We start from the raw sequence: 13,738 nt of genomic DNA, 5'->3' as shown, positions 1-13,738 counted from the left end.
ATAAATATAGTGTACATATGTTCACTATACGAACATGTGTTCACTCAAATAAATAGCCAGAAACAAAAGAGGAACGTATGAACGCAACACTTAACTATCAACCACATTGGGTTCGAGAAGATTTCGTTGATTTTGTTTTGCAGAAAATTAACGCGACTTGGGCTTGGAAAAGGGTACTTGCAGAAGTTACCGCTGTTCAGCCGCTTCATACCGATATGGTGCTCATTAGACTTAAACCAAATCGTAATTTTAATTTCGATCAGGTTTGTGCGGGACAAAGTATTCTATTGACGTTGCTTATCGATGGCGTTTATCAACAACGTAGCTATTCGATTATTGAAGTAACCACTCAAGGTGAAATCACTTTAGGTATTAAAGTACAAGGCTTGGTGTCTCGTGCAGCTCAACTGTTACATGTGGGTGAGTGTGTTGAGATTTCACAGCCACAAGGTGATTTTACTTTGCATGAAGGTCAGCAGCCTGCAATTTTAATTGCATCAGGAAGTGGTATTACTGCAATTTATTCACTCTTGCAGCAAGCTTTAAAACAGCAGCTTGAACAAATTCATGTCATTTATTTTAATCGTGCGGAAATTTTTCATGCTGCATTAAAAGCTTTGGCAGAGCAGTACCCACAGCTTCAGTATGATTTTTTTAATACTACCGAGCAAAAGCAGCATTTAACTGAAAGCCTACTACAAAAGCTTGTTCCAGATTTTGCGCAGACTGCGACCTATATATGTGGGCACCACGGCATGATGCAGCAGGCGAATGAAATTTATGTGCAAAAAGGAGCCCAGTCTCAGCTTCACCAAGAATATTTCCAACCACTTCAAGTGACTGGTACACATGCAGCACAGCCTGTTATTTTCCGCCGTGCTCAACACGAATTTTTAGCTGAAACAAATTTACTGAGCAGTGCAGAGCAGGCGGGACTACGTCCGCAACATGGCTGCCGTATGGGGGTTTGTAATAAATGCAGTTGTACCAAAGTGAGCGGGGTCACTCAAAACCTGTTAACAGGCGAAATTGAAGACCAACCAAATCGTCCAATTAAACTATGCGTGAGCCAGGCATTAAGCCCAGTCACGATTGATCTATAAAAAGAATTACAGAGGATTAACCCTATGAATATGGCATTAGAATTTTCTACTGTTTCTAAATCTGCTCATTTAACACCGGAACAAACTGAAGAGTTTGGCCGCCGTGTTGAACAGATTCGACAAGATGTTATGAAAAGTCTTGGTGAGCAAGATGCAAAATATATCTACAAAGTCCGTAACTTTGTTCGCTATACCGAAATCGCATCACGTGGCATGTTGATGTTTGGTGGCTGGATTCCTCCTGTCTGGTTATTGGGTACAGGTTTACTGGGTATTTCTAAAATTGTAGAAAACATGGAGCTTGGTCATAACGTTATGCACGGTCAGTTTGACTGGTTAAATGAACCAAGTCTGAATGGTAATACCTATGATTGGGATACCATTGCCTCTGGTGATGACTGGCGTGAAACACACAACTATGTACACCACACCTACACCAATATTGTCGGTAAAGACCACGATGTCGGATATGGAATTTTACGAGTAAGTGATCAACAGAAGTGGGAACCTCGTCACCTGTTTAATATTCCACTCGGTCTACAGTTAATGTTTTTCTTTGAATGGTATGTAGGCGTGCAAAACTTACACCTTGAAGATGCGTTGGTTTATAAAACCAAGAGCTGGAAACAGGTTTGGAAAGATTCTGCTAAAGTCCGTAAAAAAGCCACACGCCAAGTTTTAAAAGACTATGTATTTTTCCCTGTGATCTCTGGCCCTATGTTTTTACCGGTTTTTGCGGGAAATGTAGTTGCCAATATTATTCGTAACTTATGGTCATCAGCTGTGATTTTTAATGGTCACTTTACTGAAGATGCAGAAACGTTTGAGCCGGATAATACCGACACTGAAACCAAGGCAGAGTGGTATTTACGCCAGATTCGTGGATCAAGTAATTTTAGTGGTACAGAATGGCTGCATTTTATGAGTGGTAACTTAAGCCATCAAATTGAACACCATTTATTTCCAGATATGCCAGCTAATCGCTATAAAGAAGTAGCACCGAAAATTAAGGCACTTTGTGCAGAATACGGTATTCACTACAACGAAGCGAACTTTATGCGCCAGTTCTGGAGTGTATGGGTGCGTTTAGCAAAATGCTCATTACCAAACCATACAACTGCAAAAGTGATGCAGACATTAGAAAAATTAAAAGCAAAATTCAAATTTGCCTAATCGATAGACCAATAAATAGCTCCTAAAAAGGGGCTATTTTTATTTTTAAGTCATGAAAAGTGCAGACTTACATTTGAAAGTAGGGAATAAACTCAACCTGTCAAAATCCTTTGCTATACTATGCCCAAGTTTGTATTTAAGAGAATTTAGGAAGGATTATGCGTATTGACCAACGTGCATTAGACCAATTACGTGAAGTGAAAATTACACGAAACTACACCCGTTATGCTGAAGGTTCTGTGCTGGTCGAATTTGGTCACACCAAAGTCCTTTGTACTGCAAGCATTGATAACTCAGTGCCACGCTTTTTAAAAGGCCAAGGTCAAGGCTGGGTAACAGCAGAATATGGCATGTTACCGCGTTCAACACACTCACGTTGTGACCGTGAGGCTGCTCGTGGTAAACAAACTGGTCGTACTCAAGAGATCCAACGTCTCATTGGCCGTAGTTTACGTGCGATGGTTGATTTGAAAAAGCTGGGTGAAAATACCATTACCATCGACTGTGATGTCATTCAGGCAGATGGCGGTACACGTACTGCTTCAATCACTGGTGCTGCTGTAGCATTGGTTGATGCGATGAATGTTTTACTTGCACAGAAAAAAATTAAGCAAGATCCACTTAAAGGCTTAGTTGCTGCAATTTCTGTAGGCATGTATCAAGACGAAGTATTGCTTGATCTTTGCTATGAAGAAGACTCGAACTGTCAAACTGACTTAAACGTAGTAATGACACAAGCTGGCGAGTTTATTGAAATTCAAGGTACAGCGGAAGACAAACCTTTTACCCGTGCTCAAAGCAATGCCATGTTAGAAATGGCTGAAAAAGGAATTGCCGAGCTGATTAAAAAGCAACAAGAAGCTTTAGGCTGGTAATTTCAAGTTATCTAAAAAACGCATCTTCGGATGCGTTTTTTTATGCCTTCATCAAATCGACATAAAAACATCACTTGTCTGTCACCTTTTCACTTTATTAGTAGTTCGCATTTAAACCGTTTGGAAAAAATCAATGCGAAAATTTTCACTTTTATTAATTACATCTTTAGCGCTTATGCTCAGTGCTTGTAACGATGACAACAACTCAGATAATTCATCGCCAACACCACCAACCAGCAATTGCAAAATGCACTGTGCACCATAATAAAAATTAAGGATGAAAAAATGAATCGTCGCGAATTTCTTTTAAATTCTACAAAAACTATGTTTGGGACAGCCGCTCTGGCAAGTTTTCCGCTAAGTATTCAAAAAGCGCTGGCTATTGATGCGAAAGTTGAAAGTGGAACTATTCAAGATGTTAAACACATCGTGATTTTGACTCAGGAAAACCGTTCATTTGATAATTATTTCGGAACATTAAAAGGTGTACGTGGTTTTGGTGACCGTTTTACCATTCCTATGACAGAAAGCCGCAAGGTGTGGGAACAATACGATGCTAAGAAAAATAAAGTACTGCCATACCATTTAGATAGCCGTTTAGGAAATGCTCAGCGTGTTTCAGGTACACCTCACTCATGGTCTGATGGCCAAGCTGCTTGGGACAATGGTCGTATGAGTGATTGGGTAGCATATAAAAAACCGCAGTCGATGGGCTATTACAAAAAGCAAGAAGTTGAATATCAATTTGCCTTAGCAAATGCTTTTACGATTTGTGACGCGTACCACTGCGCTATGCATGCGGGAACCAACCCGAATCGTAAATTTATTTGGACGGGAACTAATGGACCTACAGGGGCAGGTGTTGCGAGTGTGGTCAACGAATTTGATGGCATTGGCCCATCAACAGAAGGTTATGAATGGACGACTTATCCTGAGCGTTTACAGCAAGCTGGCGTGACATGGAAAGTTTATCAAAACATGCCGGATAACTTTACCGATAACCCCTTAGCTGGTTTCAAACAGTATCGCCGTGCAAATGAGCAATCTGGTCAGCCAGTCAGTAACGATACGCTCACCTGTCCAGCATATGATGAAAAAATCGATGCGGCTCAACCACTTTATAAAGGTATTGCCAATACCATGCCGGACGGTGGTTTTCTAGGAACTTTTAAAGCTGATATTGCTCAGGGTAAATTACCGCAAGTGAGTTGGTTAGTTGCTCCTGCAACTTACAGTGAACATCCAGGGCCATCTAGTCCTGTGCAAGGCGCTTGGTATATTCAGGAAGTATTAAATGCGTTAACTGAAAATGCTGAGTTGTGGAGTCAAACCGTTTTATTGGTGAACTTCGATGAAAATGATGGTTTCTTTGACCATGTTCCTTCACCAAGTGCACCGTCTAAAGATGCACTTGGTGTTGTATATGGAAAAACCACTTTAACGGATCAGCAAGTATCTTATGAGTACTTTAACCATCCACCAGTAGCGACTTCGAAATCTCAACCTAAGCCAGATGGTCGAGTGTATGGTCCGGGTGTACGTGTTCCAATGTACGTGATTTCACCATGGAGCCGTGGAGGATGGGTAAATTCTCAAGTCTTTGACCATACTTCTATTTTACAGTTCTTGGAAAAACGCTTTGGTGTCCAAGAGCCGAATATTAGCCCATACCGCCGTGCTGTATGTGGTGATTTAACAACGGCTTTTAATTTTAAAACACCGAATCTTTTGCCTGTTGCTGAACTAGATGGGAAGAAAACCAAAGCCGAAGCCGATGCGATTCGTGTTGCTCAAGCTTTATTGCCCCAAGTTCCTGTTCCGAGCCAGCAGCAATTTCCGCAGCAGGAAATGGGGATTCGACCATCACGTGCTTTGCCATATATTTTGCACACCAGTGCCAAAGTTGATGGCACTCAAAAAACAGTTAAATTGATGTTCTCTAATACGGGTAAACAGGCAGCCGTTTTCCATGTGTATAACCGATTGGACCTAACGTCAATTCCACGCCGTTATATGGTTGAAGCGGGTAAACAGCTTGATGATGTGTGGAATACTACAAATGGACAGTACGATTTATGGGTACTCGGACCAAATGGTTTCCACCGTGCGTTTAAAGGTAATTTGAGCCAAGTTAACCAAACTCAAGCGTTACCGGAAATTAGAGTATGTGTGGAAGAGTGTGATGCGAATTTGTATTTAAAAGTGCGTCATGATGGCAGTAAGTCAGTTAAGCTCACAGTGAAAGCAAATGCTTATCTACCAAATAAAACATGGACTATAGAAACGAATAGTTCTGAAAAAGAATTGGTTTGGGATATGTCTGAATTTGGTGGTTGGTATGACTTTACGGTGACATTAGCTGATGATGCAACGTTTAGTCGCCGTTTTGCAGGACGTATAGAAACTCAAGAAGATTCAATTTCTGATCCATATATGGGTTATTTAGAGTCTTAAGTTGCTCTGATGGATGAATGATTAAGATGAAGTCTTAAGTTAATCATATTTTAAATTAGCTAGCACGACGGAGTCTTATCATTTATTCATCCAGTGGAAGTAGCTAATTCGTTACTTTGGGTTCGCCCAAAGTAACCAAATGCATTTGTCATCTACAAAACCTGTTCTCTTCCTGCATATATCTGATTTATTGCAAAAACAATATATTTATAGATTTTGGGCAGGTTGTAGATGACATCTCGCACAATCTAATGTTGGGAAATATAAATGAAGGGAAGTAATATCTTATTATGTAGATGAATAATAAAAATAAAGGTTTACCTTTTGTAACAGAATCTCCTAAGCCTGGTCATATTTATCTTTTACCTTGAAACCCTAAATTTTTAAAAGTGATGGGGAAAATTTATGCTACAAGGTTTTATTGTATTATTAGCAGTAGTTACTTTTGTTTTAATGGCTGCCGATCCACGGGATAGTGGGACACAAGCGACTCAGTCAGCATGGCAAAAAACGCAAGCAGCAGACATGACCAAGTCGCAAAAAAATACCAAGAATGACGTGGATTTTATTTAAGCATTAAAACGCATTGATAAATCAACGGCTTTGACGTCTTTAGTCAATACGCCCATAGAAATATAGTCGACACCAGTCGTCGCTACTTCGCGTAAGTTTTCAATAGTGATATTGCCCGAAGCTTCGAGTTTACAACGTCCAGCCACATGTTTTACGGCATCAATCATTTGTTGTTGGCTAAAGTTGTCGAGCATGACAATATCCGCACCTGCTTCAAGTGCTTGGTTTAGCTCATCCCAAGTTTCAACTTCGACTTCAACAGGTTTGCCTGGTGCAATTTGGTGTGCTTTTGCAATCGCTTGGGCAATACCGCCTGCTGCCATAATATGGTTTTCTTTAATTAAGAAAGCATCAAATAAACCGAGGCGGTGATTTTGTCCGCCGCCGACGGTTACTGCGTATTTTTGTGCAATACGTAGGCCTGGTAAAGTTTTACGTGTATCGAGAAGTTTTGTATTTAAACCTTCAAGATGTTGAACATATTCAGCAGTTTTTGTAGCCACAGCCGATAATGTTTGAATAAAGTTTAGAGCAGGGCGCTCTACAGTTAGTAAGCTACGTGCAGAACCTGCAAGCTTTAAAAAGGCTTCATTTGCAGCAACACGGTCACCTTCTTGTTTTAACCAAGTCACCTGTACCGTACTGTCATACGCTGAGATGAGTGCATTAACCCATGGCTGTCCAGCTAAAACCATATCTTCACGGCTAATAATGGTTGCAGTGGCCTGCTCATCTTCAGGTGTGAGCATAGCGGTAATGTCGCCGTCCCCAATATCTTCTTGTAATGCTTGTTGAATATTGATTTGAATTGACTGTTCAAGCAAAGTCTGAGGTATGCTCATACGGTTTCCATTTTGTCGATGACCCTAAAACTTGCGATATATTAGCACCGTCGACTTTAAAAATAAGCTGTTTTATTCGCTTAATCGCGATAAACAATCGTACTGGCTACTCTGAAAAGCATATAACTGTTTTAAACTAAAACAATTGGCAAGCAATTTATTGGCATCTCAATGAAGCAAATCACACCGTATGAAGTTATAGATGGGCAGTTAAAAGGGGCGAGACAAGTTCCTTCTCCAAATTTTAACCAGCGTCCGGCTGGTACCGAAATTCAAATGATTGTGGTTCATAATATTAGCTTGCCACCTTCTCAATTTGGGGGAGGCTATATTGAGCAGTTTTTCCAAAATAAATTAGATTGGTCCGTACATCCCTATTTTCAGACTATTGAAGGGATGCAGGTCTCTACGCACCTGTTAATTTTACGAACAGGTGAGGTCCTACAGTTTGTTAATTTTAATGATCGTGCATGGCACGCAGGGCGTTCGAGCTATTTAGCCAAAGTTGAATGCAATGATTATTCAATTGGTATTGAGCTTGAAGGAAGTGATGATTTACCTTTTGAAGAGATACAGTACGACGTACTAACAGATGTGGTTAGGGCCATTCGCCAAGCTTACCCTGAAATTAAGAATCATATTGCAGGGCATTCAGACATTGCACCGGGCCGAAAAACCGATCCGGGTCCTTATTTTAAATGGCAGCATTTTAGACAACTGTTAACACAGAAAAAAACTTGAGTTCATTCATCATTTCACAACGAAAAGATTTTCTAGTTTCATTACAATAGCGACTTTCGAATATATAGCTGTAGGTGAGTACGATGGCATTATGGCGATCGACTTTTATTGTCAGTGCGATGACGATGTTGTCACGTGTGTTGGGGTTGGTACGAGATGTCGTATTACTCAACGTGTTTGGTGCGGGTAAAGATTTCGATACCTTCGTTGTGGCTTTTCGTATTCCCAATTTCTTTCGACGATTGTTTGCCGAAGGAGCTTTTTCTCAGGCTTTTATTCCGGTACTAACCGAATATAAAACAGGCCGAGCACATGCTGAAGTTCAAATCCTGATTAGTCGGGTATTTGGTTGCTTACTCACGGTCATGACCTTACTCACTTTTGTGGCTATGGTGTTAGCTCCGGCGATCATCTATATGTATGCGCCGGGCTTCCATAATGACCCTGAAAAGTTCGATTTAGCGGTCAGTATGTTCCGTCTGACTATTCCATATTTAATGTTTATGTCACTGACTGCTTTTGCCAGCAGTATCTTAAACAGTTATGGTTCTTTTGCTTCTCCAGCTTTTTCACCTGTATTGCTCAATGTAGCAATGATTGCTGGTGCATGGTGGCTTACGCCATATATGGCTGAGCCAATTAAAGCATTAGGATGGTCAGTTGTAGCAGCGGGTATTTTACAGTTAGCTGTACAAATTCCTGAGTTATGGCGTAAAAACCTCCTAATTCCACCTAAAGTTGATTTTAAACACGAGGGTGTAGAACGTATTTTAAAATTAATGCTTCCTGCATTATTTGGCGTATCTGTAACTCAGATTAACCTGTTGTTAAATACAATTTGGGCATCTTTCATGCAAGATGGTTCGGTATCTTGGCTCTATAGTGCTGAGCGTATGACAGAACTACCTTTAGGTTTAATTGGTGTTGCGATTGGTACAGTGATTTTACCTTCGCTTTCAGCACGCCATGCTGAGCAAGATCAAGAAAAGTTCCGCGGTATGATCGACTGGGCAGCAAAAGTTATTGTATTGGTGGGATTACCAGCAAGTATTGCTTTATTTATGCTTTCTACACCGATTATTCAGGCTCTATTCCAACGTGGTGAGTTTGACCTGCATGATACTCAAATGACTGCACTTGCATTGCAATGTATGAGTGCTGGTGTAATTTCCTTTATGTTAATTAAGGTATTTGCACCAGGTTTCTATGCTCAGCAAGATACTAAAACACCAGTTCGTGTGGGTTTAATGTCTGTTGCCGCAAATGCTATTTTAAACGTTGTATTTATTGGATTCTTTAAACTCATCCATTGGCAGGCTGAACATATGGCGCTTGCGTTGGCATCTTCTGGTTCAGCTTTGGTAAATGCTGGTTTGCTCTACTTCTATCTACATAAGCGTAATATTTTTCGATTCGGCTCACATTGGAAAAAACTGATTCTTCAATATGGATTGGCAAACCTTGCCATGATCGCAGCGCTTTGGTTTGGGTTAAATTGGTATAACGGCGAGCTTTCTCAATGGATCCGCATTGCTGAGGTCGCAGGTCTATGCGTAGTAGGCGTAATCGCTTACTTAATTGGCTTACTGGTTAGTGGCTTTAGACCAAGAGATTTAAAACACTAAAATAAAAAAGCGATCAATTTAGATCGCTTTTTTATTTTAGAGAATTATTTGGGCAAAACTTGTAGCAATTCAATATCAAAAATTAACGTACTATTTGGACCGATACTATCACCAGCACCTACTTCACCATAAGCAAGTTTAGCTGGAATGAAGAAACGGGTTTTACCACCTTCTTTCATTGTTTGTAAGCCTTCTGTCCAGCCTGCAATCACTTGGTTTAATTGGAAATCTACAGGATGATTGCGTGCAATTGAGCTATCAAAAACAGTCCCGTCAAGTAAACGACCTTCATAGTTGACTTTTACGCGAGAAGTAGCTTTAGGTGTTTTACCAGAACCTTCTTTTAATACCTGATATTGCAAACCCGATTTAGTTGTAATCACACCAGATTTCTTCGCATTTTCAGCGAGAAAAGCAGCACCAACCTGAGCATTTTGTTGCCCTAGTTTTTGAAACTCAACGAGCTGTTTAGCTTCCAAAGTTTTCTTATACTCATTAATTGCTTTAGCCATTTCTTCGTCTGTCAAGCGTGCAGTTTTTTTCTGTGCACCTTCTTGAAGGCCTTGATAAAAGATATCAAGATTTAAATCTGTTAATGCATCAGTATTATTACGACCCATTAAATAGCCATAACTATAACTAAACTGATCTTTTGCTGGGCTTTTATTTGTTACAGGTGTCGCGGCAATAACAGATAAACTCATTGTTGATGCAGCAATAACCAAACTGATTTTTTTCATGCCATTTTCCAAAAAAACAGGAGAGTATAACGACTCTCCTGGATTGTTATTATTTCACTGAAATGAGTTCAACATCAAAAATCAGTGTACTGTTTGCTGGGATCCCTGGAAGTTCTTGTGGACCATATGCAAGATTTGATGGAATAAAGAAAGTCGCTTTTCCGCCTTCTTTCATGAGTTGAAGACCTTCAGTCCAACCAGGAATGACCTGATTAAGGGGGAACTCAACTGGCTGACCACGCTTATAAGAACTATCAAAAACCTGACCGTTAATTAAACGACCTTCATAATGTACTTTAACAACTGACTGAGCTGTTGGCTGTTTACCAGTACCTTCTTTCGTAATGATATATTGCAAGCCTGATACTGTAGTTTTTACTCCAGCTTTAGTTTTGTTTTCTGCAAGGAACTGTGCGTCTGCAGATTCAGAGGCTGTACCCTCGTGCTCTGGTTTATCTTGATGCTGCATTTTTTGTTGTAACTCTTTTTCATAAGCTGCAACAGCTGCTTTTAAATCTTCTTGAGTATAAGCACTTGGTTGCTTGCCACGAGCATCATGGATCCCTTGAACAAAGGCCTTAGTGTCCAATTCTGGAGGAGTTTGTTGCGCAACTTCATAACCAAGAACATAACTGATTTTTTGAATTGGAGAAGCATTTTTGTCTGCTTTACGTCCGACTTCTGTGGTCGGATGTTGAGTTGCATAATATACAGGTACAAGTGCAGCACCGCCTAAAACTACAGCGACAGCAATGGGTAAGGCTTTACTCATAAAAGGTTCCAAAAATAATCATTTGAGTCTAAAAGGCTGCTTCGATCTTAGCATGCTTCGACTTAAGCATAGAATGTTTAACAAAAAAAACGAGTGGTTTTTTTATATATTTTAGTTAGTTTTAATTTGGCGAAACTTAAAAAATCAAATAAAAAACCGGATCATTTGACCCGGCTTTTTAAGAAAACTTTTAATTAATCTTCTTTTTGTGCTTTATAGGCATAAGCGTAGTTATAGCCATAACCACCGCCACTAGAGCGTTGAATATCGTTAAGGATAAAGCCATTCACTTTAACACCAGCTTGTTCAAAGCGGTTAATTGTTAACTCAAGCTCTTTCATATGTGACTTAGCATAACGAGCAACAATTAAGTTCACACCAGTATACTGAGAAATAATAATACCGTCAGTTACTGCAAGCACTGGTGGAGTATCAATAATGATATGGTCATATTGAGTTTGGAACTTCTCTAGTAAGTCTTTGAACTGTGTAGAGCTCAACATTTCTGAAGGGTTGGCTGGACTCTTACCACGGGTAATCACGTCCAGATTCGCAACTTGCGTTTTATGTAAAACTTGTGTCAAGTCAGCTTGGCCACTTAGTAATTCAGAAAGACCAGGTTTTACGTCAACATCGAAATATTTATGCATATAACCACGGCGCATATCTGCATCAATCAGTAATACGCGTTTATTCCCTTGTGCAAAAATAGTGGCCAAGTTAGTTGAAATAAAAGATTTACCAACCTCTGGAGACGGGCCAGCAATCATAATAATATTATTTTTTGCTGAGGTTAAAGCGAAGTGAATGGCAGTACGAATACTACGCAAACTTTCAATCGCAATATCATCACTACTTTTAACTGCTAAAATAGGAATACTCTTTTTCTTTTTCAAAATACTCATACGAGTCTCTTGAATAGGAGAACGAGGTACAGTCGCATAAACTGGCAGATCTAATTCATTTTCAATTTGAGTTGAATCATTAACTCCGCTACGCATCATTTTGCGTAATAATGCAATTAATACACCGATAAAACCACCAACAAAAATAGAAAGTATTAGAACAATCAATTTTTTAGGTTTAATAGGTTTAACAGGTTCTACAGCAGTATCAATAATGCGAACATTACCAATCTCACCCGCATTAGCGATTTTGAGTTGCTGGTATGAGTTGAGTAATGATGTATATAGCTCAGTATTGACCTTTACATCACGATATAGTTGTAAATATAAACGTTGGGTCTCAGGAAGTTGAGTTAAACGATTATTAAGATCAGCAATCTTTTTATTAATCTCTGTAATTTGTGCATCAATTTGCAAGATTAATGGATGATCATTAGTATATTTAGCAGAAAGCTCAGCTTGTTTCTGTTGTAACTCAATTTTAAGCTTTTCTAAATCAATATTTTGTTTAAGTAATAATTCAGATTCAGCATTAACATCTACCGTTTTGTACTTTTCACGGAACTGGTTAAATTTGATCTCAGAATCTTCCAACTGTTTTCTAAGTTCTGGTAACTGTTTCTCAAGGAAAGCCAAAGTTTGCTTAGACTCTAGAGACTTTCGCTCAATATTTTGTTCATGATAAACATTTAAAACACTATTAAGCACTTGAGTAATATGCTCAGGATCTTGACCTAAATAGCTTAAACCAATAACACCAGTCATTTTACCTTTTTCAGCGACACCGTAAATTGTATTAAACTGGTTTACTGCTGTTGGTAGAGCAAGCTTAGTTAAAGTATAACTATGATCCTTTAGGTTACCTTGAGTATTAAGTTGTACTTGCCAAAGGCCCTTATCTGTATTTAGTATATTTTTCTTGTTTAATAGACCATTAAATACAACTTGATCTTTATAAGTTAGAGTAAATTGATTTACATCTTTAAACTCTAATTTTAAAGGTTTGTCTAAATAATATTCAGGCACACTGAGTTGTTTAACTATTAAATTATTGTTTTGGTTAGTGCAAATTACAGCATCATGACGATACTCTAGTTTACTTTGGTCTTCTGAGACAAGTTTACCAATTAAACTAGATTGATTATCTTTAATGTTAATATCAAGGTTAAGATTCTGGATGACCTGCCCTAAAACCATTCTAGAACGAAGAATCTCTATTTCTGGATCAGCTGGTGATTTTTGAGATAGACCTCCACTGGCTTTAGAAAGGTCACCAAGCAAAGCAGCAGAGGCAGCGCCTTTACTGTCCTCAACTTGTACCATTGCATCTACAGAATAAGTATCTGGTGTTATCCGTAAGTATAGCAAGGCACAAATTAAACTTAAGACCACGCAGCACGCTATGATTTTCCACTGTGCAATCAATGAAAAGAATAACTCTTTTAAATCGATGCTATCTTCGCTAGTTTTAGAGTTTTGGTTCATAAATTTACAACTAATATACAATTATAATTGAGTGCGCCAATCTTGCACATAGCTTTGAATGTTGCGGCAAGTCTGATCAAAAAAAGCTTGGTCATGCTGATAGGGGTCAGGTATATTTTGCCCTTGCCAATGGCCAAGCCTAAAAATTTTACCCTTAGCAAATGGCCAAGTTTGTTCAATATGCTTTTGCTGATTATTGCTCATTACTAAAATCAAATCATTTTGTTTAATCAATTCAGCACTGAGCTGACGAGCCACGTGTGGTCTCATATCAATATTCAATTGATCCATACAATGAATCGCTTTGTCATCTGCAGTATGACCTACTAGGGCTGAAATACCAGCAGATGAGATATTTAATGTAGGATGTTGGGCCTTTAAAAAGTATTCTGCCATTGGACTGCGGCAAATATTACCTACACAGACTACTAAGATATTTTGTAACTGCAT

General features: G+C 39.1%; 13 protein-coding genes. 8 read left to right on the top strand and 5 right to left on the bottom strand.

Features of this window, described 5'->3' with window-relative positions:
* Positions 1-77: 77 nt before the first annotated feature.
* The 6 genes from F984_RS18030 to F984_RS18010 all read left to right on the top strand — a co-directional run bounded on the left by F984_RS18030 (position 78) and on the right by F984_RS18010 (position 6,178).
* The gene (locus F984_RS18030; RefSeq protein WP_004711201.1) at positions 78-1,103 is read left to right on the top strand and encodes a ferredoxin reductase; all 1,026 of its coding nucleotides are present in this window, start codon (positions 78-80) and stop codon (positions 1,101-1,103) included.
* Positions 1,104-1,133: 30 nt separating this feature from the next.
* Positions 1,134-2,276: a fatty acid desaturase family protein gene (locus tag F984_RS18025; protein WP_080631668.1), complete on the top strand. Its 1,143-nt coding sequence runs from the start codon at positions 1,134-1,136 to the stop codon at positions 2,274-2,276.
* Between the two features lie 158 nt (positions 2,277-2,434).
* On the top strand, positions 2,435-3,151 hold the full coding sequence (gene rph / locus F984_RS18020) for a ribonuclease PH (RefSeq protein ID WP_001217232.1): 717 nt from the start codon (positions 2,435-2,437) through the stop codon (positions 3,149-3,151).
* Positions 3,152-3,284: 133 nt separating this feature from the next.
* Positions 3,285-3,416: a hypothetical protein gene (locus F984_RS23120; protein ID WP_255210327.1), complete on the top strand. Its 132-nt coding sequence runs from the start codon at positions 3,285-3,287 to the stop codon at positions 3,414-3,416.
* Between the two features lie 20 nt (positions 3,417-3,436).
* The gene (locus tag F984_RS18015; protein ID WP_004711197.1) at positions 3,437-5,605 is read left to right on the top strand and encodes a phosphocholine-specific phospholipase C; all 2,169 of its coding nucleotides are present in this window, start codon (positions 3,437-3,439) and stop codon (positions 5,603-5,605) included.
* A gap of 405 nt (positions 5,606-6,010) precedes the next feature.
* Positions 6,011-6,178, top strand: a complete 168-nt coding sequence (locus F984_RS18010) for an ABZJ_00068 family colistin stress protein (protein ID WP_004711196.1) — start codon at positions 6,011-6,013, stop codon at positions 6,176-6,178.
* Here the strand turns inward: F984_RS18010 and nadC are convergent.
* Positions 6,175-7,020 (bottom strand): carboxylating nicotinate-nucleotide diphosphorylase, encoded by an 846-nt coding sequence (gene nadC / locus F984_RS18005; RefSeq protein WP_004711195.1) that lies wholly within the window; start codon positions 7,018-7,020, stop codon positions 6,175-6,177. The two genes, F984_RS18010 and nadC, sit on opposite strands and share 4 nt — an antisense overlap.
* A gap of 171 nt (positions 7,021-7,191) precedes the next feature.
* Between nadC and ampD the strand changes: the two genes are divergently transcribed.
* The gene (gene ampD / locus F984_RS18000; protein WP_004711193.1) at positions 7,192-7,761 is read left to right on the top strand and encodes a 1,6-anhydro-N-acetylmuramyl-L-alanine amidase AmpD; all 570 of its coding nucleotides are present in this window, start codon (positions 7,192-7,194) and stop codon (positions 7,759-7,761) included.
* Between the two features lie 74 nt (positions 7,762-7,835).
* Entirely contained in the window at positions 7,836-9,386 is a 1,551-nt protein-coding gene (gene murJ, locus F984_RS17995) for a murein biosynthesis integral membrane protein MurJ (protein ID WP_171059216.1), read from the top strand.
* Between the two features lie 44 nt (positions 9,387-9,430).
* Here the strand turns inward: murJ and F984_RS17990 are convergent, their stop codons facing one another.
* The 4 genes from F984_RS17990 to F984_RS17975 all read right to left on the bottom strand — a co-directional run bounded on the left by F984_RS17990 (position 9,431) and on the right by F984_RS17975 (position 13,738).
* Positions 9,431-10,126 carry a BamJ family beta-barrel-assembly machinery protein gene (locus F984_RS17990; RefSeq protein WP_004711190.1) on the bottom strand — a complete coding sequence of 232 codons (696 nt, stop codon included), beginning with the start codon at positions 10,124-10,126 and terminating at the stop codon, positions 9,431-9,433.
* A gap of 49 nt (positions 10,127-10,175) precedes the next feature.
* Entirely contained in the window at positions 10,176-10,898 is a 723-nt protein-coding gene (locus F984_RS17985) for a BamJ family beta-barrel-assembly machinery protein (RefSeq protein WP_004711187.1), read from the bottom strand.
* 194 nt (positions 10,899-11,092) lie between these two features.
* Entirely contained in the window at positions 11,093-13,288 is a 2,196-nt protein-coding gene (locus F984_RS17980; protein ID WP_004711185.1) for a polysaccharide biosynthesis tyrosine autokinase, read from the bottom strand.
* A gap of 21 nt (positions 13,289-13,309) precedes the next feature.
* On the bottom strand, positions 13,310-13,738 hold the full coding sequence (locus F984_RS17975) for a low molecular weight protein-tyrosine-phosphatase (RefSeq protein WP_002050525.1): 429 nt from the start codon (positions 13,736-13,738) through the stop codon (positions 13,310-13,312).

Origin of the sequence: Acinetobacter nosocomialis NIPH 2119 (assembly GCF_000368085.1) — a bacterium.
GTDB classification, from domain to species: Bacteria; Pseudomonadota; Gammaproteobacteria; order Pseudomonadales; family Moraxellaceae; genus Acinetobacter; species Acinetobacter nosocomialis.
Note: the sequence above shows the minus strand (reverse complement) of the source record. Positions and strands in the feature narration are given on the sequence as shown.